Genomic DNA, 24,272 nt, shown 5'->3' on the forward strand with positions numbered 1-24,272 from the left:
TTGAAATTAATTCGGGCAATTTTTAAAAATTTAATAGACTTGTTTTATTAAGAGGAAAACCTATGCGTACATTAAGCGCTGATACACCTGAAACCTTTAACTATAAGGTTGTAAGGCAATTTGCGATTATGACTGTGATATGGGGTGTTGTGGGTATGTTAGTAGGCGTCATTATTGCCGCTCAACTAGTATTCCCAGAGCTTAACCTTGTAGATATTCTCGGTTATGGTCGTTTACGTCCACTTCATACTAATGCAGTAATTTTTGCATTTGGAGGTAGTGCTCTTTTTGCTACATCATATTATGTAGTTCAAAGGACCTGTCATACACGCCTATTCTCAAGTGCACTTGCTTCATTTACATTTTGGGGATGGCAGTTAATTATCGTTTTAGCAGCAGTTACATTGCCAGCGGGCTTTACTAGCTCTAAAGAATATGCGGAGCTTGAGTGGCCAATCGATATTCTAATTACTCTTGTATGGGTTGCTTACGCTGTGGTGTTCTTCGGAACAATATTTAAACGTAGAGTTAAACATATATATGTAGCTAACTGGTTCTACGGAAGCTTCATCTTAACTATTGCAATTCTTCATATCTTTAATAATATTGAATTCCCTGTAGCTGGAGAGTGGTTTAAATCATACTCATTCTATGCTGGTGTACAGGATGCTATGGTTCAATGGTGGTATGGTCATAATGCTGTAGGTTTCTTCTTAACAACCAGCTTCTTGGGTATGATGTACTACTATGTACCAAAACAAGCTCAAAGACCAATTTTCTCATACCGTCTATCTATCGTTCACTTCTGGGCTTTAGCATTCACTTATATGTGGGCAGGTCCACACCACTTGTTATGGACTTCATTGCCAGACTGGACACAAAGTTTGGGTATGACTTTCTCATTAATTCTTCTTGCTCCATCTTGGGGTGGTATGGTTAACGGTATCATGACTATGTCAGGTGCTTGGCATAAACTTCGCCAAGATCCAATCCTTAAATTCATGGTTACTGCACTTTCATTCTACGGTATGTCTACATTCGAAGGCTCTATGATGTCTATCCGTACCGTTAATGCACTATCTCACTATACTGAATGGACAGTTGCACATGTTCACTCTGGTGCGTTAGGTTGGGTTGCTATGATTACGTTCGGTAGTATGTACTATACAATCCCACGACTTTGGGGTCGTAGTGAAATGGCTTCTAAGGGTCTTGTAGAGCTACACTTCTGGATTGCAACTATTGGTGTTGTACTTTACATCGCTTCTATGTGGGTTGCTGGTGTTATGGAAGGTTTAATGTGGCGTTCAGTTGAGGCTGATGGCACTATGACTTACTCATTTGTTCAAGCATTAGATGCTAAAAAACCTCTTCTAATGATTCGTTTACTTGGAGGTACTTTATACCTAGTTGGTATCGTTATCATGTTAGTTAACACTATCAATACAATCCGTGGTCACAAAGCTGTGAATCCTGCTGTTCCTGCACCTACCGAGCACGATGTTGCTCCTAACACAGTAACTGCTTAAGGAGAATGTAATTATGGCTAGTAATAATAAAAAATTCTTCTCTCACCATACAATTGAGAGAAACATGGGCTTATTAATTATCTGCTCTATCCTAGTGGTTATTTTCGGTGGTTTAGTTCAGATTATTCCTCTTTTCTTCCAACATACAACTACTCAAGCTGCACCTGGAGTTAAACCTTTGGATGCTCTTCAATTAGTTGGTCGTGATGTATACATTAAAGAGGGTTGCTACGGATGTCACAGCCAGCAAGTTCGTGTACTTGCTTCTGAAGTTCAACGTTATGGACCATATTCAGTTGCAGGTGAAAGCGTATACGACTATCCTTTCTTATGGGGTTCTCGTCGTATGGGTCCTGATCTTGCACGCGTAGGTAAGCGTTACTCAGACGAGTGGCATCGTGCTCACCTTCGTAATCCTAGACAGTTTGTGCCAGAATCCAATATGCCTGCATATAAATGGCTACAGAATAAGGACATTTCTTCAGTAAATATTCAAAACCGTATGAAAACTTTGAATTCACTTCATAAGACTCATACTGGTCAAGGTATGTATTCTGAGGAAGAAATCGCAAAAGCACCTGAGATGCTAAAAGGCAAAACTGAGGAAGATGCAGTAATTGCATTCCTTCAAAACTTAGGTGTTGGTTATCAAGCTGCGTTGGCGGAGCAGAAAAAAGCAAGTACTGCTCCAGCACAACCTGCTACAAACTAATAGGAGCTGAAAGTAATGGCATTATTGAATGGTTTTTTCACTATTCTATCTATGGCATTATTTTTCGGCATAATCTGGTGGGCTTGGTCTACTAGACGCAAAAAAGATAATGAAGTTGCTGCTAATTTACCTTTTAGCCTACCAGACGAAATTGAATCAGATCAAAATAATGGAGAGTTGTAATCATGAGTGATTTTTTTAGTAGCGGTTGGAGTTACTGGATCACCATCATCACGATAGTGGGCATAGTTTTCTGTATTTGGTTGCTGTGGTCACAAAGACAATGGCTAAAAAGACAAACAGAAATTACTGATACTGGTCATGAGTGGGATGGTATTACAGAGTTCAATTACCCGATTCCACGTTGGTGGATCTTTATGTACCTTGGCCTTTGTGTTATCGGTATTTCTATTATCTTTTTGTACCCAGCTTTAGGTGATTTTAAAGGTATGCTTAACTTTACTTCGCAAGGTAAAGTAGCAGAAGAGCTAAATGAACAAGCTCAAAACATGAAATCAATATACGCTAAATTTGATGGTAAATCAGTAGAAGAGCTTTCAAAAGACCCAGGAGCATTAGCTTTGGGTGAGCGCCTATTCTTAAATAATTGTGCTCAATGCCATGGCTCAGATGCGAAAGGCTCGCCTAACTTCCCTAATTTAACTGATAATGATTGGAAATGGGGATCTCAAGAGGGTGACAAATTTGTAACTACTCCTAATGACATTATTGATATTATTACTAATGGTCGTTTAGGTGTGATGGCAGCATGGAATTCTGTACTTACTCCAGATGATGCAAATAACGTGGCTCACTATGTACGTTCTCTTTCAGGCTTGTCACATGATGCAACTTTGATTGCTAAAGGTAAAGAAAAATACGATCAAATTTGTATTTCTTGCCATATGGCTGATGGTAAGGGTAATCGTCTTTTAGGTGCTCCTAATTTGACAGATGATGTATGGTTCAATAGTTCATCTCGTGATGTTATTGTTCATACAATCCTTAATGGTCGTCAGGGTGAGATGCCATCCCATGGACATCTTTTAACTCAAGATCAAATTAAGATTTTGGCTAGTTATGTTTGGGGATTGTCACACTCAGAAGCTGCTAATTAGCCTCAGATAGCGATTGGGTATTTAGGTACCCAATTTCTAGTCAGTTATAATGACCACTATCTATGATAGTGGTCTTTTTACTTTAAAAAAGTTATGAATACAGAGAATCAAGAAAATATTGAAGAGCAAGGGGAAGAGGAAACTCCTGATTGGCAGCCCCATCGTATAGCTATATCCGAGGATGAAACTGCCCGCATCATGAAGGAAACTACGGCCAAAATTTACGCTAGATCAGTAAAGGGAAGGTTTGATAGGATACGCCAGTTCATGGTGTACTTTACGCAATTTATTTTCTTAATACTACCTTGGTTTAATTGGAATGGACGTCAAGCTTTTTTGCTTGATGTTATAAATCGTAGGTTTTATATTGGTCCTATGGTTCTTACATCCCAGGATGTACTATATCTTGCCATTATCTTGATTATTTCAGCTTATGGACTTTTCCTTGTGACCGCACTAGCTGGTAGGGTGTTTTGTGGTTATGCCTGTCCTCAAACTGTGTATACAGAAATCTTTATGTGGATTGAAAAGCATATAGAAGGGGATCGTGTTCAGAGGATGAAATTAGATAATTCACCTTGGACTGGGCGTAAAATCTTTCTTAGAACATCTAAGCATTTAGCTTGGGGTGCTTTTGCACTCTGGTGTGGTTTAACACTTGTAGGCTGGTTTATGCCTATACGCGATATTGTTCCGCGTGCATTCACTCTGGATTTAAGTTTCTGGCCATACTTTTGGACTATATTTTATGGCACTATCATGTTCTTATTTGCTGGATTATTAAGAGAAAATATCTGCAAATACATGTGTCCATACGCACGTTTCCAAAGTGTGATGATAGATAAAGACACTATTATCGTTACATATGATCAAAAGCGGGGCGAACCAAGAGGTAAACGTAAAAAGGGTTCGGATTACAAAGCTCAAGGACTGGGCGATTGTATTGACTGTACTATGTGCGTTCAAGTTTGTCCTACAGGTATTGATATACGCAATGGTCTACAGTATATGTGCATTGGTTGTGGTGCCTGTATTGACGCCTGTGATGAGGTAATGGATAAGGTTAATTACCCTCGTGGACTGATTCGTTACTCCTCAGAATATGGCGTAAATAACGGCTTAACAGCTAAAGAAGTTCGTCATAGATTTTATAGACCTCGTATCTATATCTATATGACTCTTTTATTTTTATTAATTGGCGGTCTAGCTTATTCATTGCTCTCCCACAATCCTGTAAAAGTTGATATCGTGCGAGATAGGGGCTCTCTTGGTAGGGAAGTTAAAGGTGGATTTTTTGAAAATGTTTATAGAATCCAAGTTTCAAATATGACTACTGAACCGAGAGTGTTCACAGTTTCTGCTGATCAAAATGTACTCCCTGGTGCAGAAGTGAAACTTCAACACAGAAGAGACACGCTTTCATCGGGTAGTAATCACTCTGACCATAAGCATGCAGAGAGTCAAAATTCAGATAATCACGTTAGGGTTGGACCTCTCGAATCTAAGTGGATTCCACTAGTTATACGAGTACCAGGAGATAATCTAAAACGTGGAGAATCGTACGATTTTGAAGTGAAAGTTAATTCAAAATCTGATGATTTAGGAGACCTTGAAGCTGATCATGAAACTAGCTTTTATGCACCTAATTAAATATGAGAAAAAAAACATTTGAAGAATTAGATAAAAAACCTAACCCTTGGTATAAGGAACCCTGGCCCTGGATACTTATGGCAGGGCCTATTATGGCTGTCATAGGATGTATTATTACTATTAACTTAGCACTTAAAGATAATTACGACGACAAAAATAAAGTCCATGCTTATAAGCAAGGTAAATTTATAAGTCGCGATGGATCTGATTTGCCTAAAACTTTATTAAAGAAAACAGATAAAAAGGATTTTGAAATTGGTACTCCTAGTGATGAGGAGAATTCAAAAACTAAGGAGTCTAAGTCTAATAGTTCAAAGTAACTAAAATTGAATTGGTTCAGATTTTTGAATCGCAGTTAATTTTTCTGGTTCTAAAATCTGAACATTTTTATTTTGTATACGAATAATTCCTTCTTTGGAAAACTTAGAAAATAATCTGCTTACCGTTTCTAGAGTCAATCCCAAGTAATTTCCAATATCTTCTCTACGCATACGCAAAACAAAATTCTTAGGAGAATATCCCATAGTTTCTTGTTTTTGTGCGGTATCTTGCAAAAACATAGCCAACTTTTGCTCTGCATTTAGTGAGCCTAGAGTAAGAATCATGTTATGCGATCTGGAAATTTCACTCCCGACAATATCAACCATGACATCGCGTACCTCGGTATACTCATCTATCATATGCTCAACATCTTTGACTGCAAGAAGACAAACTTCAGAATCTTCCATAGCAACTGCATAAGATGCGTGGACCTTGTGGCTTAGTGCATCCAAACCAAGCACCTCATCCCTATAGAAAAATCCAGTTATTTGGCTATGCCCATTGGAATACTCAATAAGGGTTTTAAATGAACCTGATCGTATCGCATATAGGCTAGTAAAAGCATCACCAGTCTTAAAAAGAGCTTCCTTTTTTGGAACACGGATTCTCTCCTTAACTATGATGTCATCGGTTATCTTCAAGCTGTTAGGAAGTTTGCCGTTAGGTAAACAAAACCTACCAACCTTACAGGAAACGCAATTTGGCGATAGCTCTTTTGCTACAAGATGTTTAAGCAAATTAATCCCTTAAATTTTAATTTTTTTTGATTTTAACAAGTTTTAGAATATAAAACATTTTCATAACCAAAGAGTATCCAACGCTGTGGATTGCTATGCATCGAGATTCTGACATGTGTTTTTATAGGGATGTATCCCTCGGTAAAAATCCTACTTTTATAAGAAAAAGACCAACTACTTCCAAGTAAATTTTTAATCAAAAACTGCACTCCAGGGACTATAGGTTTGTAAGGATAAATAAGACTTAGTTCAATAGTATTTGCATTAAAAATACTGCTATCTTTTTTATCATCAGCTTGCTCTTTTTGATAACTATTATTAATAGTGGGATTAAAACGGCTTAGTCGTCCATCGTACCATGTATTAAAATTATCACATGTTGGAGATTCGATTCCGATAACCCATGATTTCCCGAAAAGGTTTTTATTTTGAGCAAATATTTTTTTCTGCAGGGCTATGGGCGACTTACTAATAAATAGTGGCAATGTTTCCGCCTCAAACGTCTCAATTATGACTCTAGGGTTTGCATTTTCAACCATTGCCTGTCTTGCAGTTTCCAACAAAGCAAGATTAAGTATCTGCTTGTACTGATACCATCTAGTAAATTCAAAACATATAAGGGACAGTAGTAAACATGGGATTACAGCTATCAAAAATTCAACTGCACTAGAACCCTTTAAAGGAAAAATTTTCATAACAAAATCCTCATTTTGAGGATTTGATTGTGCAACAAATCACTTTTAATTAAAAGGAGGGTGGATATATTTGTCCTATTTAATTTAGTGCGTAGTTTTAGGATTTTCTTGGGGAGTAGATTTGCTTGAATCTATAAAAAGCTGAGCTGCATCTACAGCATCAAAATTATAAATTTTCCCACAAAAATGACAGCTAACTTCAATATTATTTCGCTCTTTAAGAATACTTTCAATTTCGGACTGACCAAGCATACGAAGCATATCACCTACTTTATATTTTGAGCAGGGACAGTACCAGATTACTGATTCTGCAGGATGCTCTAGTAATTTTTGCTCCCAAAAAAGTCTATCTAGTAACTGGTTTGAATTTATTTGTAGCATCTCATTACTATTAATAGTAGATGCTAGTGCTTTAAGGGTGTCCCAAGTTTCTTGTGCTTGATTAGAGCTTATTTCGTGTCCCCCCGATTCTGGCAATCTTTGTATAAGTAGTCCAGTTGCTCTCTCTGAGTTTGCAGCTAAGTACAAAAGACTATCAAGTTGCTCAGACTGCTTCATGTAATGAGATAAATTTTCAGATATAGAATCCCCTAGTATTTCAACTACACCAATATAAGGTTTTTGACCTTGGGTTTTATCTTTTGGATCTAGGATTACACTAAACCTTCCGCTATTATTATGATTTATAAGTTCCGTGAAAGTAGAGCTATCTGTGATAGGAAATTTATCATTTAGCTTTACAGTAGACCTTATTTTAAAATCGCTTGTGCACTCTACAACAGCCAAAGACACAGCCCCATCACTTTGTATCTGTAGGATTACAGAGCCTTCAAATTTTATATTTGCAGCCAATAAGATACAGGCACAAGTTAGTTGACCAAGATATATAGGCAATGGTGCGGGATAATTTTTATCATATAAAGAATCATCCCAAGCATCTTTCAAATCTACACTTATAATGCGTGCACTTTTATCTATTGTTAGAAATTTCTGAACTTGATCCATCGTTTGAAAGTCTATTAAGAGAGGTTTTGTAGATTTGCCCCAAACTTACGTAATTAAGAGTGTTTTGCTTAAACCTATCTCTAAGTTCCTCAGAGACGTCACCTTTAATTTGATTAACGCCTACTACAAGTGAGTTTGGAGGAATTTGTTTACCCTCAGTAACAATGGCTCCTGCCGCAATTATGCAATTATCTCCAATTACAGCTCCATCTAGAATTATGGAATTCATGCCAATCAAGCAACCATTACCTATGGTGCAAGCATGAACCATAGCCATATGGCCGATTGTTACATAATCTCCGATAATCAAAGGATATTCTGAAGCTTCGTGAAGTACTGAGCCTTCTTGAATATTAGTTCCTTCACCTATAACGACTTTATTAACGTCGCCTCTGATTGCGGTATTTGGCCACACACTACTTTTTGGTCCTATGGTCACATCCCCAATAATAATCGCATTTTCAAAGATAAATGCTGATGGGTGGATTTTAGGTTTTTTATCTTTTAAGGAATAAATTGGCATGTAGGACCTCACATCGTGTCTTTAAGCCAGTAGTATCCATTTTTATCTATTTTTATGGCAATGCCTGTGTCAAACCACTGGTCATCCACTAATGGTACTGGATGTAGAAAATTTGTATGCCACTTCAAGGTACTAACACCTGGACAAGAGTCATTGTGTATGTCAGTTTCTTTAACGTGCAATGTACCAAATGAATTGGTTTTTACCTTATTACCCTCATGGTCAAATACACCCAATACATAACCTGGTACAGCCTTACCAGCACTACCAGCCTCCGAAGGCCACTTTCCGTTAGATTCAGAAATCACAATTGAGAATCCCACAGGCATAAGGATTTTATTAAAACTAAAATTTGAAGATTCTCTAAGCCAAAATTCCAATGCCGAACTGCAACCTTCAGCAAGGGTAGAGACACACCTTAAACCGTACTTACAGCTAGAAAGAACACCTGAATATGCTCTAATACGCTCTAGTTCGTCTGGAGAGGCGAAGAAATTAGTTACTGGATAATGTTCTATCAAAGATAATAATCGTGGTACTGTACGACCGCTCGGACAGCCCACAATTGTTCTGCCAAAATACAAAGTAGGCAGTAATCCACCCATAAGCCCATAATAACTACTCCAATCGTAAGTAGTAAAAAATATGTCCTTATTTTGCGGAAACCAATCCTGTGAGCATGTAAATCCAGGCAAACTACCAATTAAAGTCTCATGTGAAATTACGGTGGCAACAATTTCTTTTTCGATCTGTGGATTTGAGTTAGAACCTTTTTTTGATTTTGTATTTGGGCTATCAAGTCCCACTCCTGAATAAAGAAGTATAGCAGTCGTGTCTGGTCTAACAGGAATAACATTAAAATCCTTAGGCTGTCTAGCTAACAATGACTTCCAAGGGATTAATCGCTCATCCTCAGTATTTAACCCTATGATTTGCTTAAGAGAGTTTTTAAGTTGCGAGTTATGGTCGACAGCATGCAAAAAAGGAGAAAATGAATGCTTATCCACTATCGCAATTCTAGCCCCACAGTCTAACAATCTCTTAGAATAGTACTGTGAGTCATCACTAATACCTAAAGGCACAGCTATAGCCCCAACAGTAATGGCAGCTAAAATGGTTATAGCAGTTTCAGCCGAATGCTGAAGTGCGATAGCGATACGGTCCTGAGGATGTATACCCATGCGTACAAAACCGTTAGCCAATTTATTAACTTTTTCAGAAAGTTGACCATATGACAAGCTCGTAAGCTGTCCGACCTGATCCTCAAAATAAATAGCTGCTAATCTTGCTTCATGAGGACTAGCGGCCCATCTATGACAGCAGGCAGATGCAATATTAAAATTTGAAGGTATATACCACTCGTAATCATCATAAAGACTAGAGTGCATATTAGTAGTTTTAATTTCTTCCATTAAACCGCCTATGGCCACAAATGGCAATATATTAAATAACTTCCTATTATAAGAATTTAAGCTTTATTTGACTAGTGTAAGGTAGGTGCCAGAAAGCCTATCTTGCAAGAAAAGACCCTTAGGATCAAACCATGAATAAACAAAATTCAAAAATGGCGTGAAGAAAACAAAAATAGTCACAGATGACCAACCTATAGCTTTAGATGCTTGATCGACAACAAAAGCCCCCAAAAGTGGGATAATCCAAGCAGTTACGTATCGGATAATCATTCTGCCTAGGGATGGTTTTTTTGAATCAAAGGTTTTTAAGCCTATATTCCAGGTTTTCATTGGCAATGTTTGACCTTTAATATTCCATGACAAAATGAAATAAAGACCTATTGCCAAAAATAAAATAGCCTCACTTACCCAGTAAAATTTATTTGTGTCGGTTCTCTGAGTTAATGAGTCAAATGCGTAAGATGTAACGAATAAAACTGCAAGCAAAAGCATGCCTTCATACATATAGCATGCAAAAATCTTAAGTTTAGTCGGTCGAGCATATTCTAATTTAAGCATCTCTGTAGCTCTCCTGAACCATTTCAAAATTAAACAGTCTGCAGTCTAAATCGCCATTAAAAACAGGGGTTTTACGTCTCGGTTTAAGTCTTAATTTGGATGGTAGGTCTCTGTCACTGGTAATTATATTTATGTCCCAACCAGCATATTGTTTTTTAAGTAGAGAAGACCACTGTCGCCAAAACAGATTATCTTCTTCATCTAAACGTTCACCGTAAGGGGGATTGCATAAAATCATACCCGTTTCGCAAGGAGGCATGCTTTCAAGGGCATTTTGCATTTTTAAGGAAATTTCGTTTTCTTCAAGACCCGCTCTCATCATATTGGAGCGAGCAGCCTTGAGGGCGAAATTATCTATATCAGTTCCAAATAATTTAAGCGGCGTATCTGCCCTAAGTTCAGCTTTAGCTTGTGCCTTCATTTCACGCCATATTTTTACAGGATGATTGCGAAGACGCTCAAATCCTAAGGGGTGAAAAAGTGCAGGGGGTATGTTTTTTGCAATCCAAGCAGCCTCAATAAGAATAGTTCCGCTTCCACAAAATGGATCGTAAAGGGGGATATCTGGGGTCCAATTTGCAAGTGATAAAAGTCCTGCAGCTAGATTTTCTCTGATAGGAGCCATGCCCTTATCCAATCTCCAGCCCCTTTTAAACAAGGACTCTCCAGAGGTGTCTAAATAAATTGTTGCTGATGTAGAATCTATAAAGAGGTGAACTTTTGCACTAGGTCTAGCCTTGTCAATATTAGGGCGAGCACCTTCTTTTATGCGCAATCTATCAACAATTCCATCCTTAGCCCTTAAATTACAAAACTGCAAACTTGTAAATGTGCTTTTTAATCCAGTCACATCAACTCTAAGCGTATGTTCAGGTCCAAACCAACGCTCCCATGGTGCTGACCTAGCTAAATCATATATCTCGTCTTCGGTTTTGATATCCCCATGAGCAATTTGTACTAATATACGGGAGGCAATGCGTGAGTACAGATTTGCTTTCATAACACCAATCCAATTGGTATTGAATTTACAACCTGATTTCCCAACTTCTGCGTCAGAAAATCCAAGATTTAACAATTCATTTTTAAGAGGAACCTCTAATCCAATAGGGCAGGGAGCAAATACAACGAACTCTTCAGTGGTATAGTCGGATTTCTTTTTTGTTTCAGTACGTTCATTTATCGTCGTTTTAGTTGTATTAAGCTCTCTAAGTGCCACTTTTCGAGCACGAGCTCCACTTTTAACTCTTTTATCTTCCGAGCTACTAAATTTTGGAGTTCGTTTAGAAAGCTTTAATGTGTTGTTCTCTTTTTTTTCAGAAGTCATAAGGAGATAGTTTTAAATACCGCTAACCAAACTATACCTACTAATAAAATCAGTGGTAGTTCATTAAAAATTCTGTAATACTTGTGTGATTTAGTATTTGTGCGGTTTTCGAAGGATTTATGAATTTTAAAGCATAGATGATGATAAAAAATTACACCCAAAACTAAAACTAATTTTACGTGCATCCATGGACCACTTTTCCAATAGTAATTTAGCCACAATACTAAACCTAAAACTATACCTGGTACAGCGATAATAGTCATAAATCTTAGGAGCCTTTTTGACATACCTAAGAGATATTCATAAATTACTGGATTATCTTTATTGCTAGCTAAATTAACAAAAATTCGTGGCAAATAAAAAATCCCAACATACCATGATAAAACAAAAACAATATGAAAAACTTTAAGCCATAAAAGCATAGAGTGCCCTATAAAAGTCCATTGCCAGCAGCTTTAAAAACAAGCCGCTCCATTTCAAGCCAAGAATCAGCTAAACGCCCATCTACGGCATATCCCTTTGATATCTGATCTATATCAGTTGCATGCTGTAAAAGCCCCATAATTTTGGGTAGATTTAAGCGACTTAAAGCTTGCATATATCTTTGATGAAAACTTGAAAAAATTCTTAGTTCGTTTAGTACCGAATTGATAGATTTTCCACCGACCTGAGCCTGAACAAGTTTATATAAAATCCTAATTTCACGTGTGATCATAGGCAACAATTGAGGAATCACTGAACCTTCCTGTTTAAGACCTTGTAGAATCTTAAGGCTACGAGAGACATTACCTAAAAGAATAGATTCAGTAAGTTGAAATATATCGTATCGAGCCGAATCAGCGACACTAGCACGCACGGTTTCAAGTGTTAAGTTAGCACCTTTTCCAGCTACTAATGCCAACTTATTTATCTCCTGCTGAGCAGCCACGATATTGCCCTCAATTTTGTCTATAAGAAGCATAAGTGCTTCATCCTCGATAGTTTGATTATTTGCTTTAATAAGCTTTCTAGCCCATGCTGGAAGATCTTGACGTTTTAAATTTGGTATCTCTATTAAGGTGGCAATGCTTTTTATACCAACATACCATTTGGTTTGTTGTGTTTTTTTATCAAGTTTTGGGATGGATAAAATAACGCAGATATCATCTGGTTTATGGGTATCTATATATTCAGCCAACTTAGCTAAAGTGGGTCCTCCTTTTTTTCCAAATTTACCAGTAGGAACCGAGATTTCGAGAATTTTTTTCTCGGAAAATAATGAGTTGGATTGTAGGTGATTCAGAACATCATCCCAAGGACTATTTGAATCCATCACCATAGATATACGTTCCGAGTATTCATGGTTTCTGCAAAAAGCTCTTAATTTATCAGTCGCATCTATACTTAGTAAAATTTCATCGCCAGTAATTAAATAGAATCTTTCAGGTCCATTCTTAGATTCTTTTATATGTTTATCAAGTGAATCGTAATACATAATTTATTTTTTATTTTTAAACTTCTCACTTAATTCGGAGGCGGTGATACGACCAAATAACTTAGATGCAATTTCTTTTTCCATATCTTCATATAGAAATTCTGTCTCTTTATCACCAGCATTTGATTCCAATATGTTGTAAGGCATAATTCGTGTAGTTTTAATAAGAGTTTTTGGGACTAGAACTTCACCTTTATTTGATAATAATTTAAATTCTAAGGATACATATAGTTCATACTCTTCTACTTTTCCGTCAGGGTCAAGTGATAATGGAGTGCGGGCTTTAGAGAGGCCCTTAGTCTCAAGGATAATGTCTGCTAATTTAGGATCATCAATAAATTTAAGATTTGGTGATCTAGCTTTAAGCATTCTTTTGAGCATCACACCAAATCTTTCTTGTGTATTAAGTTCTGAATAAATGGTAGAAAATGGAAGTTCAACTTCTGATCGCATATGAAACCCACAGGACACTAAAATGGTAGTGCTTATAAGAAATAAAAGAATAAAAGCGAACTTAATATTTCTAACCACTTTACTAACCCACTACATTAACCAATTTATTTGGTACAACAATTATTTTTTTTGGAGTACGACCTTCAAGGTGTCTTTCAATTTGTGGATGTTGGAGTGCAAGTTGCTCAATCTGCTCTTTGCTTGATCCATTTGGTACTGTTATTTGACCACGAAGCTTACCGTTTATTTGGAGAACCATTTCAATTTCATCAGCTACTAAAGCTTTTTGATCAACTTGAGGCCATGATGCATCCAAAATCTCACCATATGATTTAGCAAAACCTAAATCCTGCCATAAAACATAAGTTATGTGAGGAACAGCAGGATAAAGCAATCTGAGCAATATGCTTATAGCTTCACTAAGAGCAGGTTTTTTATATTCGCTTTCCTCAAATTTTGCATCTTCTAAAAGATTTAAAAGTTTCATATTTGCTGAAACTACAGTGTTGTATTGCATACGACCATAATCATAGTCAGCTTGATTCAGAATTTGATAAACACTAAGTCTAAATTGTTTTATATCTTTTGGAGCATTTGAAAAGTCAAACCTTTCTCCGTCAGGTATTATCTCATCTTTGAGTGAATAACATAAATTCCATAGTCTTCTTAAGAACCTATTGGAACCGTCAAGACCTGTATTAGACCACTCTAGCGTTTGTTCGGGAGGACTTGCAAACATAACAAATAACCGTGCTGTATCTGCCCCCATGGTATCGATTAGATACTGAGGATCAACACCATTATTTTTAGATTTAGACATGGTACCAATACCCATATAATCAACTGGCTGACCATCTTCTAGGGATGTGGCCCCTACTATTTGTCCTTTATCTCCATAGACATTTTCAACTTTGTCAGGCCAGAAATAATCTATTCCACCACGTTCATTTTTTCGACTATAAATATGATTTAAAACCATACCTTGAGTCAGCAAATTTTTAAATGGTTCGTCAAATTTAACTAGACCAAGATCCCTACTAACTTTTGACCAAAAACGTGCATATAGCAAATGCATGACTGCATGTTCAATGCCACCAATATATTGATCCATAGGCATCCAATAATCAGTTCTGCTATCAACCATAGCTTGGTCATTGTGATGTGAGGCATAACGCATGTAATACCATGAGGAATCAACAAACGTGTCCATAGTATCCGTTTCTCTTTTAGCGTCCGAACCACATTTTGGACACTTGCATTTCATAAATTCATCACATTTGTTTAGAGGATTTCCGCTACCATCAGGAATCAAATCGGTAGGTAATACAACAGGTAAATCTTGATAGGGCACAGGAACAGTACCACAATGGTGACAATGAATTATAGGTATAGGCGTACCCCAATATCTTTGCCTTGAAATGCCCCAATCTCTCAGTCTCCATGTTTCTTGGCGAGAACCAAGCCCTAACTCATTCATGAAGACTTCAATTTTTCTGAATGCATCCTTAAAGTTAAGCCCATCAAGTAAACCTGAATTTATGCACACACCTCTCGATTTATCGGAATACCAATCCTTCCATTCGGTATTACTAAATTCTTCGCCTTTTACGGATATAACTTGTTTGATAGGAATTGAGTATTTAAGAGCAAATGCAAAATCCCTCTCATCATGTGCAGGAACACCCATAACAGCTCCGTCCCCGTATGACATAAGAACATAATTACCTACCCAGATCTCAATTTTTTCCTGTGTAACTGGATGGGTAACAAATAGCCCAGTCGGGATGCCAGATTTTTCCTTAGTGGCCATTTCAGCTTCAGTTGTCCCACCTAATTTTGCTTCCTCAATAAAAGAAGCTATTTTAGGATCCCTAGAAGCAGCAAGGGTGGCAATGGGGTGTTCAGGGGCTACAGCACAGAATGTAACACCCATAATGGTGTCTGGGCGAGTGGTGAAAACGTATAATTTTCCATCTTGAATTAATTTTCCATCCGCATCTTTAATTTCGTGTGGAAATGCAAATCTTAATCCCTCACTTTTGCCTAACCAATTAATCTGCATTAACTTAACGCGTTCAGGCCAGCCTTCCAGACCATTTTGCACATAATCAAGCAATTCCTGTGCATAGTCTGTAATCTTTAAATAATAACCAGGAATTTCACGTTTTTCGATCAAGGCTCCAGAACGCCAACCCCTGCCATCAACTACCTGTTCATTAGCCAGTACAGTTTGATCAACTGGATCCCAATTAACAGTTTGGGTTTTTCTGTAGGCAATGCCTTTTTCAAGCATCTTTAGAAACATCCACTGATTCCATTTGTAATACTCAGGATCACATGCGGCAAACTCTCTAGACCAGTCAATTGCGAACCCCATAGCTTGCAATTGTTTTTTCATATAGTCGATATTTGCATATGTCCACTCTGCTGGAGGCACTTTAGATTTTATGGCCGCATTTTCTGCGGGCATGCCAAAAGCGTCCCAACCCATAGGCATAAGCACGTTGTAGCCTTTCATGCGTAGTTGCCTAGTAAGCATATCATTAATTGTGTAATTTCTAACATGACCCATGTGTAGCTTTCCGCTTGGGTAAGGAAGCATAGAACATGCGTAAAATTTAGGCTTTTCTGTGCCATCCGAATTTTTATCGTGTTCAGTTACTCGATATACGTCAGCATCATTCCATTCTTTTTGTGCTTGCTTTTCAACTAGTTGTGCTTGATATTGGTCTAACATTTGGCAATATATTTTGTTATTTTTAAAGTGATTCATTATAAATCACAGCCTATTTGGATATAGTAATATTAATAGCAGTAATTAATCTATGAGGTATAAATGAATTCAAACTCCATTACTGAATTAGAACCGAAAATTTTATGGAAGTGGTTCGATGATTTTTGCAGTATTCCTCATCCTAGTTTCCACGAAAAAGCCTTAAGCAACTTTATTTTCAATAAAGCTAAGGAATTTGGTTTGTATGTAGAGCAAGATGAAAAAAACAATTTATTAATTAAAAAACCTGCAACTAAGGGAATGGAGGGATATCCAGCCATTGCCATGCAAGCTCATATTGATATGGTTCCTCAAAAAGGGGTAGATAGTAATCATAATTTTGAAACAGACCCTATTACCCCTTATGTAAGGGAGGGTTGGGTTTACGCTAATGATACAACATTAGGTGCGGATAATGGTATCGGGGCGGCTATGGCTTTGGGAGTGATGTTTTCAGATAATGTATCACATCCGCAATTGGATTTAGTTTTAACTACTGAAGAAGAGATTGGAATGGGCGGTGCTGAGGTCTTAAACCCTAGTTGGTTGTCAGCACCGTATTTATTAAATTTAGATTCCGAAGACGAAAGAGTAATTACAGTTGCCTGTGCGGGTGGTCGCGATATAACCCTTAAATTGGAATATGAACAAAATGACCTTTCGGCAGATGCAATAGTTTATGAGGTTAAATTGCATGGGCTCAAAGGTGGGCATTCTGGGATAGATATTAATAAGGGTAGGGTAAATGCAATAATCATGCTTGCGAAAATTTTATTAGCAAGTGATATTAATTTTGCACTTGTTAGTTTAAAAGCAGGCTCTGTGCGTAATGCAATTCCTCGTGAGGCTTCAGCTATAGTGTCCGTAGAAGGACTTTCTATGGGGGATATAGAAAATAAACTCCTTTCATTACTACCAGTTTTATCAGAAGAATTTAAACATACAGAAAATCCATTTCAATTAAGTGTTAGTTCAGTAACTTCTGACACTGGCTCTAATTCAGCTTCCATTGCGGAAACAAAAAGAATACTTAATTTAATTTCTAGTATCCCTAATGGAATGATAAAAAACACTCATTTTTCACATGAATTAGTTGAGACTTCAACTAGTTTAGGCGTTGTTCAAATATCAAATGGTAAATGTGAAATGCAGTGCCTGATGAGATCTTTGATTGATGCTTCAAAATATGGGCTTGAACAACAATTCAAAAGCATTGCAGACCTGGCACAAGCTCATATGGAGTCATCTGCGGATTATCCTGCATGGCAGCCTGAGATGGACTCTCCTTTACTATCAAGCATGGTTAAGATATTCACGGATTACTATGATGAAAAACCATCAATAAAGGCTATGCATGCAGGTCTTGAGTGTGGAATATTAAAAAAACATGCACCTAATATGCAGATGATTTCCTTTGGTCCAAATATTCGTCAAGCCCACTCTCCTAAAGAGTGTGTAGAAATTAGATCTGTTCAGGAGTGCTGGCAACTTTTAGTTAATTTTTTAGCAAATCCCCCAGGCAATTAAAATAAACCGCCCTTAAAAGGGCGGTTTATTGCATTGCATCATCAAGCACAAACAAGCCATCCATCATCAAGCCACCTATGCAAAATTTCAAAGATGTCTTCATCACATGTATTAGCTAATTCGGCTGTTATTTGTCTTTCATCAGCCAGTGTTTTAAAAACTTCATTAATGGGAACCTCGACTACTTCACCATTTATGTAAACTTCATCGTTTCTATAAAGCATTTTGGTTTTTTTATCTAGCTTTAAAATGGTTTCAGGGTCCATATCCTCAATATTTAGTTCTTTTTCATTAAATTCAAATTCTGCTACCTTATTTGGCTCAGTCAGCCAACATCCAAGAAATCTGGAAGCTAGCTTATCGTTAAATTTAATTTTGTTTAAAGCTTCAAGAGATTTTTCTATCATGCTTTCAGGAATTTGAGCTGGGTTAAGGGGGGCATTTTGATTTGGGTCTGAATACAATCCCTCTACGCTAAAACCGTCTATTACTGGCTGTGAATATAGACCAATACCCAAGCCAGACTGAATGCTAATTTGATCTATAGCCGCTTCAAGAACACCGCGAGCCATGTTAGCTAGAGAAAGTGTTCTAAATCCAAAGGAAATGGTTACGCAATCGGCAGTTTCAGCTACTCCATCATGAGCACATTGAGGTGGTAGATAAAGCATATCGCCAGGCTGCAATACCCACTCCTGCTCAGGTTTAAAGTTCTTCAAAATTCTACAAGGAAGATCAGGAATCAGTTCTTGATCTTCTTGCTGACTAATTTTCCAATTTCTTATTCCATGTCCTTGCAGTAAAAACACATCATAAGTATCAAAGTGTGGACCAACTCCACCACCAAAGGATGCTAAGCTGATCATAACATCATCAAACCTCGCATAAGGTATGAAACTAAACTTTTGTGCCATATCATAAAAGCTTTGTTCATGTACATCCATACTCTGTACAAGCAAGGACCAATTTGGAGTCTCAGATGAAGGTATATCGTCTAATGGACCACGATCTAATAGCCATTGTTCATTATCTCGACGTACTAGACGGGATTCAACTCCTTCGAATGATGCCAATGTCCTTAATTTCTCTAAAGGGATAGGCATCTTGAAATCAGGAAATGCCTGCCTAATAAGTAGAGGTTTTTTTTGCCAATAATCCCTCATAAATTCATTTGGACTCAAGCCACCAAGCAATTGCATAGGTTTGTCATATTCCATAATCAACCTCAATTTAAATTAGTAGAAAATTCCTTTAATTTATAAAGCAACTCATGTGCTTCTCTAGGACTTATACTGTCTGGATCAATATTATTAATAAAAGAACGAATCTCATTTAGTTTAGATTTCACATCAATAGGGTCCTCAAAGCTAATATTGATATCATTCGTCTGAATATTAAATAAATCTAATTGCTGCGAGTTTGATTTATTTAATTTTTCTAGTACATTTTGAGCTTGCTTTATAACTGATGCAGGTAAACCAGCTTTTTGAGCTACCTGTATACCATAGCTTTTATTTGCAGGACCACTTTGCACCTCATGCATGAATATCAAACCCTCAGATGATTCAACTGCACTTAAATGCACGTTGGCAATGCCTACGCATTCATCAGCCAGTGTAGTTAATTCAAAATAATGAGTGGCAAAAAGAGTAAGTGATTTATTGTGATTTAATAATCTGCATGCAATCGCCCAAGCCAACGATAAACCATCATATGTTGACGTACCCCGACCAATTTCATCCATTAAAACCAAACTAGAGCTTGTACTATTTGCCAATATAGAAGCGGCTTCAATCATCTCAACCATAAAAGTTGAACGACCTCCAGCCAAATCATCAGCAGCACCAATCCTAGTAAAAATTGCATCGATTTTACCTATGTCCGCTTTCTCAGCTGGTACATAAGATCCCATTCTTGCTAGTAGAACAATAAGTGCAGTCTGCCTCATATAGGTGGATTTACCACCCATATTTGGTCCCGTAATAATCTGCATCCTATCATTAGAATTCAGAAAACAGTCATTAGCAGTAAATTTTTCGATTGTGCGTTCTACAACTGGATGACGACCTTTTTGTATAGAAATAACAATATCATCAACAATCTCTGGTTTAACCCAATTATTGTTATATGCATGAAACGCAAGAGCCGAAAACACATCTATTTTTGCAATTAGTTTCCCTAATTCTTGCAACAATGAAACCCAAATTTGTAGGTTTTCAATAAGTTGATCAAATAAATTTTTTTCACGTTTGATAGCCCGATCATCAGCTGACAATATTTTGTCTTCCCATTGTTTTAGTTCAGGAGTTATGTAACGCTCTACATTTTTAAGAGTTTGCTTACGCCTAAATGATTGTGGAATGCGATCAATTTGAGATTTAGGAATTTCAATAAAAAAACCTTGTACCCGATTAAATTCAACTCTTAGTAGATTGATACCAGTTTCACTTTTAAGTTTTGATTCATATTCAATTAAAAAAGAACCGTTATTTGAACTTATGTCTCTAAGCTCATCTAGTTCTTTGTCGTATCCTTTAGCAATTACACCTCCATCACGAATCATAGTAGAAGGTTCTGTTGCTATAGCTTTAATTAGCAAATCTTTCAAATCATTGGATTTAGGAATAATGTTTAAATCCAGATTTAAATTTGAGAAGTGTTGAATAAGAAAATCCTTTAAATATTCTAAGGTTTCTAAACTATCTCTCAGTTTTGCTAATTCTTTTGGCTTGATTGTAAACATAGCCACTCTAGTGCTCAAACGTTCAATATCAGTTATTGTTTTAAGCTTTGACTTTAATTCTTTAATAATTTCACTAAATCCATAATTAGAATTAGAGGGCTCTAAAAATTGATTTATTAATTTTTGTCTTTCAATTATTTGAGAATTACTTATAAGGGGATTGTGTATCCAGTTTCTCAATAATCTACTGCCCATACCAGTTTCACAATTATCTAATGTTGAAAACAAAGTAGGACCAGAGCTAGAGGTAAGCGACTCAGTCAATTCCAAGTTTTTACGGGTATAAGGATCAAGGCTTATAAAGTTTGAGTCTTTAGAAAAACTTATTTTTCCTATGTGCCCCAGATTTACATCTTGTGTTTTTTGAATGTATCTTAATAAACATCCCGATGTAATAATGCTTAGAGAATTTCTATTTCCTAAACCAAAAATATTGAGATCATCAAGATTAAAAAAAGTTTTTAATCTATTTGAACATTCCTTAAGATCAAAATGCCAATCTGGTATTTTTGTAATCGTACATTTGTATGTGAATTTGTAGTCACTTCCTTCAGGTATTATTATTTCTGCAGGATTGAGTCTAAAAAGTTCTGTATCAAGTGATTTATTTGGAACCTCTGTTGTTTCAAAATTCCCATTTGCAAGTGTGAGCCATGATAGCCCAACAAATGATCCTTTAGAATACAAGCACATAATTGGTCTATCTGACTTTTGAGGTAGCAGACTTTCATCTGTAATCGTACCTGGTGTAATAATTCGAACTATTTTTCTTTCTACTGGACCTTTTGAAAGTGCTGGATCACCTATTTGTTCTCCAATCGCTACAGATAAACCTTGTGCCACCAATCTGGAAAGGTACTGATCAAGCGATTGTACAGGTATGCCTGCCATCGGTATATCATTGCCCCCAGAATGACCTCTTTTTGTAAGAGTTAGATTAAGTATACGTGAAACGATCTCTGCATCCTCGTAGAACATTTCATAAAAATCACCCATACGGAAAAAGAGCAACACGCCATCACCTGCTTGTGATTTCAGATTGAAATACTGCTGCATCATAGGCGTTAGGGTGGCAATGTCCGGCGGTATAAATTTTTTATTCATACTAATCATTTAAAATTATTAAATCTATTTTAACTTTTAAAGGTTTTTTCATGAATACACATCATTTATGGACAGAATGGGGACCTTGGATTAACAAATTTTTAGTAAATTTTTTATCAGCAGCTGCTATTTTAGTTATTGGCTGGATGATTTCTAATTTGGTAGGGAAAGGTTTAAAAGGCGTTCTTACTAAAACTAAGGCAGTAGACCGCACGGCAATGCCTATGATTACAGCCATAGCAGTATGGGCTGTTAGGGTTGTTGTTGTTCTTATTGTTCTGACTCAATTTGGAGTAGAAACAGCATCATTAATAGCTGCTTTGGGTGCAGCTGGCTTAGCTATCGGTCTTGCGTTACAAGGAACATTGCAAAATATTGCCTCTGGAATCATGCTTATTGCTCTGCGACCACTTAATTCAGGTGATTACATTACTATTCATGCAACAGATGTATCTGGAACCGTAGTCGAAGTAGGTTTATTCTTAACTAAACTAGTTAAGCTTGATGGTATGCAGGTTACTGTTCCAAATAGTGTAGTTTGGGGTAGCCAAATCACCAACTTTAGTAAATCTAAGCAACGTCGTATGGATCTTCAAATACCAATCAGCTATGGGGATGATTTGGACAAAGCTATAAAAGTATTAAATGATTTAATTTCTCATGATGCGGATGTACTTACATCACCTAAACATGAAGTATTAGTTACTGAATACAAAGATTCAGTAGTCATTGTGACCGCAAGGGTATGGGCTGATGCAAGTGTATTCTGGGATTTACAAGCTAAATTAATGAAGGATATTCGTAAATATTTAGAACAAAATGGATTTAAATTACCAGTGCCTATTCAACTACAAACCTTTCAAAGTCCAAATGCCTTAAGGGAGGCTATGTATGAAGCTACAACTAGTATAGGTTCTTCTTCAAAAACGGTTGATCAAACCAAATCCATATCTTCTACAGATCAACCTAAACTTAAAAATTCTTAATTAATTTGTACAGTTATTGAAAAGCCCAAATACTAACCTCTGGGCTTTTCTAAAAGTTTTATTATTCCCAAAAACATTTGTACATCCTCCTTACTAATTTGAGATTTTCTTAGGAGATGCTTAGTTTTAAGCTCAATGGAATTTAATTTATCTTTGTCATAACCCGAACTTTCAAGTTTTTCAATAATTGTTTTTATTAAATAATCGCACTGTCCTATAGTGGCTGAATCTTTTATAGCATTGACATCAAAATTAATATTATTTAATTGATTTATATATTTGTATCTCAATTCCCAAGCAGTAATTTGTAGGGCTTGAGCTACGTTAAGAGAGCTATATTCGGGATTGGCTGGAATGGAGACTATGTAGTTAAAGTTATATAGGGAGTTGTTATCCAAACCACTTTGCTCATTACCCATAACAATCGCTATATTGTGATTTTTTGACTCTATCAAGTGGTTTAGGGCTACAGTAGCCATTTGTCGTACATCAATTGATTCAAAGTCTCTTCTAGCCCTTGCAGTTAATGCAAAAGCCATATTTATATCAGAAAGAGCTTCATTTAAATTATCTTTAACTTTTACAGCACTAAGTGTGTCTTGTGCATTAGAAGCCATAGCAATTGCATCTTTGTTGCTATGGATTTCTTTTAATTTTGAGTTGCTTATAGTTAAGTTGCTAAAACCCATAGTTTTAAGAGCACGGGCGGCTGAACCGATATTGCCCCCATGGGAGGTTTGATCCATAACAAAATGTGTCCTTAGGAATAAATCTTGTGTGGTGTTCATTTTGGGCTTAGATAAAGTGTTTTTAATATAATATGGGTTTTCTAAATTTTATATTTTTTAATATGCAACCTCAATTAGCCATCGCTATAAAAGCTGCTAGAAAAGCAGGGGCCATTATCAATCGTTCAAGTTTTGAACCTGAAAAAATCAGAGTTTCACGCAAGGAATCTGGTGATTATGTGACGGATGTTGATTTGGCAGTCGAAGAAGCAATAATTGAGATCATACTTGAAGCCTATCCAGATCATAGTGTTTTGGGAGAGGAGACTGGTGGTCAAAAGGGACAAAATTCAGATCATGTTTGGATTATCGATCCCATAGATGGTACTAATAACTTTGTTCACGGCCTGCAAAATTACGCAGTTTCTATTGCCCTTGCTCACAAAGGTCAAATCACACAAGCATGTATATATGATCCCTCTAGGGACGAACTTTTTTCGGCTTCAAGAGGCAGTGGTGCCTTTTTGAATGACAGACGTATTAGAGTAAGTAATGTAAGTCGTGTGTCAGATGCATTAATATCTGCTAGATTTCCATATACCAAAAATGATTCAGTTACAGATTATGCTGAAAAATCCCTTAAATTAGTTCAAGGTTCAGGCGGTTTCAGAAGGTTAGGATCTACTGTTCTTGAACTTGCCTACGTATCTTGTGGTCGGTTTGATGCGTATTTTGGATCCAATCTTCAAAATTGGGATGTTGCTGCCGCTTCGTTAATTGTTGTTGAAGCTGGTGGTCTAATAGGAGACTTTCAAGGTGAGCAAACATGGAAGCAAACAGGGCATATAGTGGCATCCACTCCTAAATTATTTCCAACCCTCATAAATCATTTCAAATAAT

At 36.8% G+C, this 24,272-nt stretch carries 23 protein-coding genes; 9 read left to right on the top strand and 14 right to left on the bottom strand.

The features are described from left to right. Positions 1-62: 62 nt before the first annotated feature. The 6 genes from ccoN (at position 63) to KUI_RS02845 (ending at position 5,329) form a co-directional block, all read left to right on the top strand. Positions 63-1,529 carry a cytochrome-c oxidase, cbb3-type subunit I gene (ccoN, locus tag KUI_RS02820; protein ID WP_013522329.1) on the top strand — a complete coding sequence of 489 codons (1,467 nt, stop codon included), beginning with the start codon at positions 63-65 and terminating at the stop codon, positions 1,527-1,529. A 13-nt stretch (positions 1,530-1,542) separates the two neighbouring features. After that, positions 1,543-2,241, top strand: a complete 699-nt coding sequence (gene ccoO, locus KUI_RS02825; protein WP_013522330.1) for a cytochrome-c oxidase, cbb3-type subunit II — start codon at positions 1,543-1,545, stop codon at positions 2,239-2,241. A gap of 15 nt (positions 2,242-2,256) precedes the next feature. After that, positions 2,257-2,424, top strand: a complete 168-nt coding sequence (locus tag KUI_RS02830) for a cbb3-type cytochrome oxidase subunit 3 (RefSeq protein WP_013522331.1) — start codon at positions 2,257-2,259, stop codon at positions 2,422-2,424. 2 nt (positions 2,425-2,426) lie between these two features. Further along, on the top strand, positions 2,427-3,359 hold the full coding sequence (ccoP, locus tag KUI_RS02835; RefSeq protein WP_013522332.1) for a cytochrome-c oxidase, cbb3-type subunit III: 933 nt from the start codon (positions 2,427-2,429) through the stop codon (positions 3,357-3,359). A 93-nt stretch (positions 3,360-3,452) separates the two neighbouring features. Further along, on the top strand, positions 3,453-5,009 hold the full coding sequence (ccoG, locus tag KUI_RS02840; RefSeq protein WP_014840257.1) for a cytochrome c oxidase accessory protein CcoG: 1,557 nt from the start codon (positions 3,453-3,455) through the stop codon (positions 5,007-5,009). Between the two features lie 2 nt (positions 5,010-5,011). Beyond that, on the top strand, positions 5,012-5,329 hold the full coding sequence (locus KUI_RS02845) for a FixH family protein (protein WP_013522334.1): 318 nt from the start codon (positions 5,012-5,014) through the stop codon (positions 5,327-5,329). On the opposite strand, the gene KUI_RS02850 is transcribed toward KUI_RS02845, so the two are convergent. From KUI_RS02850 to leuS, 11 genes are all read right to left on the bottom strand, one after another. Beyond that, positions 5,330-6,067, bottom strand: a complete 738-nt coding sequence (locus tag KUI_RS02850; RefSeq protein WP_013522335.1) for a helix-turn-helix domain-containing protein — start codon at positions 6,065-6,067, stop codon at positions 5,330-5,332. 32 nt (positions 6,068-6,099) lie between these two features. Beyond that, a complete protein-coding gene (locus tag KUI_RS02855) occupies positions 6,100-6,762 on the bottom strand; it encodes a TadE/TadG family type IV pilus assembly protein (protein ID WP_013522336.1) in 663 nt (220 codons plus the stop codon). Positions 6,763-6,846: 84 nt separating this feature from the next. Continuing rightward, complete coding sequence (gene hslO, locus KUI_RS02860; protein ID WP_013522337.1) at positions 6,847-7,767, bottom strand: Hsp33 family molecular chaperone HslO; 921 nt, start codon at positions 7,765-7,767, stop codon at positions 6,847-6,849. Further along, on the bottom strand, positions 7,733-8,290 hold the full coding sequence (locus tag KUI_RS02865; protein ID WP_014840258.1) for a gamma carbonic anhydrase family protein: 558 nt from the start codon (positions 8,288-8,290) through the stop codon (positions 7,733-7,735). Before KUI_RS02865 ends, hslO begins: the two co-directional genes overlap by 35 nt. Before the next feature lie 8 nt (positions 8,291-8,298). After that, positions 8,299-9,702 carry an AMP-binding protein gene (locus KUI_RS02870; protein ID WP_044953945.1) on the bottom strand — a complete coding sequence of 468 codons (1,404 nt, stop codon included), beginning with the start codon at positions 9,700-9,702 and terminating at the stop codon, positions 8,299-8,301. A gap of 63 nt (positions 9,703-9,765) precedes the next feature. Then, positions 9,766-10,260, bottom strand: coding sequence for an RDD family protein (locus tag KUI_RS02875; RefSeq protein ID WP_013522340.1), 495 nt, complete (start codon positions 10,258-10,260; stop codon positions 9,766-9,768). Next, a complete protein-coding gene (locus KUI_RS02880) occupies positions 10,253-11,584 on the bottom strand; it encodes a THUMP domain-containing class I SAM-dependent RNA methyltransferase (RefSeq protein WP_014840261.1) in 1,332 nt (443 codons plus the stop codon). Before KUI_RS02880 ends, KUI_RS02875 begins: the two co-directional genes overlap by 8 nt. Then, positions 11,581-12,006 carry a CopD family protein gene (locus KUI_RS02885; RefSeq protein WP_013522342.1) on the bottom strand — a complete coding sequence of 142 codons (426 nt, stop codon included), beginning with the start codon at positions 12,004-12,006 and terminating at the stop codon, positions 11,581-11,583. The genes KUI_RS02880 and KUI_RS02885 overlap by 4 nt, the downstream gene beginning before the upstream one ends. Positions 12,007-12,014: 8 nt before the next feature. Next, positions 12,015-13,058: a DNA polymerase III subunit delta gene (holA, locus tag KUI_RS02890; RefSeq protein WP_014840262.1), complete on the bottom strand. Its 1,044-nt coding sequence runs from the start codon at positions 13,056-13,058 to the stop codon at positions 12,015-12,017. A 3-nt stretch (positions 13,059-13,061) separates the two neighbouring features. Further along, positions 13,062-13,511, bottom strand: a complete 450-nt coding sequence (locus tag KUI_RS02895) for an LPS-assembly lipoprotein LptE (RefSeq protein WP_013522344.1) — start codon at positions 13,509-13,511, stop codon at positions 13,062-13,064. Between the two features lie 82 nt (positions 13,512-13,593). Continuing rightward, positions 13,594-16,248, bottom strand: a complete 2,655-nt coding sequence (gene leuS, locus KUI_RS02900; protein WP_044954039.1) for a leucine--tRNA ligase — start codon at positions 16,246-16,248, stop codon at positions 13,594-13,596. Positions 16,249-16,347: 99 nt separating this feature from the next. On the opposite strand from leuS, the gene KUI_RS02905 reads away from it, so the two are divergent. Next, positions 16,348-17,811: an aminoacyl-histidine dipeptidase gene (locus KUI_RS02905; RefSeq protein WP_014840264.1), complete on the top strand. Its 1,464-nt coding sequence runs from the start codon at positions 16,348-16,350 to the stop codon at positions 17,809-17,811. A gap of 41 nt (positions 17,812-17,852) precedes the next feature. Here the strand turns inward: KUI_RS02905 and KUI_RS02910 are convergent, their stop codons facing one another. Both KUI_RS02910 and mutS read right to left on the bottom strand, forming a co-directional pair. After that, a complete protein-coding gene (locus KUI_RS02910; protein WP_014840265.1) occupies positions 17,853-19,028 on the bottom strand; it encodes a JmjC domain-containing protein in 1,176 nt (391 codons plus the stop codon). An 8-nt stretch (positions 19,029-19,036) separates the two neighbouring features. Then, complete coding sequence (mutS, locus tag KUI_RS02915) at positions 19,037-21,658, bottom strand: DNA mismatch repair protein MutS (protein ID WP_014840266.1); 2,622 nt, start codon at positions 21,656-21,658, stop codon at positions 19,037-19,039. Positions 21,659-21,708: 50 nt separating this feature from the next. Between mutS and KUI_RS02920 the strand changes: the two genes are divergently transcribed. Next, the gene (locus KUI_RS02920) at positions 21,709-22,644 is read left to right on the top strand and encodes a mechanosensitive ion channel family protein (protein WP_013522349.1); all 936 of its coding nucleotides are present in this window, start codon (positions 21,709-21,711) and stop codon (positions 22,642-22,644) included. A gap of 32 nt (positions 22,645-22,676) precedes the next feature. On the opposite strand, the gene KUI_RS02925 is transcribed toward KUI_RS02920, so the two are convergent. Beyond that, positions 22,677-23,390 (bottom strand): RNA methyltransferase, encoded by a 714-nt coding sequence (locus KUI_RS02925; RefSeq protein WP_232008468.1) that lies wholly within the window; start codon positions 23,388-23,390, stop codon positions 22,677-22,679. A gap of 104 nt (positions 23,391-23,494) precedes the next feature. Between KUI_RS02925 and KUI_RS02930 the strand changes: the two genes are divergently transcribed. Then, positions 23,495-24,271, top strand: coding sequence for an inositol monophosphatase family protein (locus KUI_RS02930; RefSeq protein WP_013522351.1), 777 nt, complete (start codon positions 23,495-23,497; stop codon positions 24,269-24,271). Position 24,272: the final 1 nt, after the last annotated feature.

It is taken from the genome of Taylorella equigenitalis ATCC 35865 (genome assembly GCF_000276685.1).
GTDB lineage: Bacteria > Pseudomonadota > Gammaproteobacteria > Burkholderiales > Burkholderiaceae_B > Taylorella > Taylorella equigenitalis.

Coding starts and splice junctions, on each gene's coding strand:
- KUI_RS02925 (WP_232008468.1), bottom strand. CDS start 23,390: ATGGATCAAACCTCCCATGGGGGCAATATCGGTTCAGCCGCCCGTGCT.
- KUI_RS02855 (WP_013522336.1), bottom strand. CDS start 6,762: ATGAAAATTTTTCCTTTAAAGGGTTCTAGTGCAGTTGAATTTTTGATA.
- KUI_RS02910 (WP_014840265.1), bottom strand. CDS start 19,028: ATGGAATATGACAAACCTATGCAATTGCTTGGTGGCTTGAGTCCAAAT.
- ccoO (WP_013522330.1), top strand. CDS start 1,543: ATGGCTAGTAATAATAAAAAATTCTTCTCTCACCATACAATTGAGAGA.
- KUI_RS02885 (WP_013522342.1), bottom strand. CDS start 12,006: ATGCTTTTATGGCTTAAAGTTTTTCATATTGTTTTTGTTTTATCATGG.
- KUI_RS02880 (WP_014840261.1), bottom strand. CDS start 11,584: ATGACTTCTGAAAAAAAAGAGAACAACACATTAAAGCTTTCTAAACGA.
- KUI_RS02845 (WP_013522334.1), top strand. CDS start 5,012: ATGAGAAAAAAAACATTTGAAGAATTAGATAAAAAACCTAACCCTTGG.
- hslO (WP_013522337.1), bottom strand. CDS start 7,767: ATGGATCAAGTTCAGAAATTTCTAACAATAGATAAAAGTGCACGCATT.
- leuS (WP_044954039.1), bottom strand. CDS start 16,248: ATGTTAGACCAATATCAAGCACAACTAGTTGAAAAGCAAGCACAAAAA.
- KUI_RS02895 (WP_013522344.1), bottom strand. CDS start 13,511: ATGCGATCAGAAGTTGAACTTCCATTTTCTACCATTTATTCAGAACTT.
- ccoN (WP_013522329.1), top strand. CDS start 63: ATGCGTACATTAAGCGCTGATACACCTGAAACCTTTAACTATAAGGTT.
- holA (WP_014840262.1), bottom strand. CDS start 13,058: ATGTATTACGATTCACTTGATAAACATATAAAAGAATCTAAGAATGGA.
- KUI_RS02875 (WP_013522340.1), bottom strand. CDS start 10,260: ATGCTTAAATTAGAATATGCTCGACCGACTAAACTTAAGATTTTTGCA.
- ccoG (WP_014840257.1), top strand. CDS start 3,453: ATGAATACAGAGAATCAAGAAAATATTGAAGAGCAAGGGGAAGAGGAA.
- ccoP (WP_013522332.1), top strand. CDS start 2,427: ATGAGTGATTTTTTTAGTAGCGGTTGGAGTTACTGGATCACCATCATC.
- KUI_RS02830 (WP_013522331.1), top strand. CDS start 2,257: ATGGCATTATTGAATGGTTTTTTCACTATTCTATCTATGGCATTATTT.
- KUI_RS02920 (WP_013522349.1), top strand. CDS start 21,709: ATGAATACACATCATTTATGGACAGAATGGGGACCTTGGATTAACAAA.
- mutS (WP_014840266.1), bottom strand. CDS start 21,658: ATGAATAAAAAATTTATACCGCCGGACATTGCCACCCTAACGCCTATG.
- KUI_RS02870 (WP_044953945.1), bottom strand. CDS start 9,702: ATGGAAGAAATTAAAACTACTAATATGCACTCTAGTCTTTATGATGAT.
- KUI_RS02930 (WP_013522351.1), top strand. CDS start 23,495: ATGCAACCTCAATTAGCCATCGCTATAAAAGCTGCTAGAAAAGCAGGG.
- KUI_RS02865 (WP_014840258.1), bottom strand. CDS start 8,290: ATGCCAATTTATTCCTTAAAAGATAAAAAACCTAAAATCCACCCATCA.
- KUI_RS02905 (WP_014840264.1), top strand. CDS start 16,348: ATGAATTCAAACTCCATTACTGAATTAGAACCGAAAATTTTATGGAAG.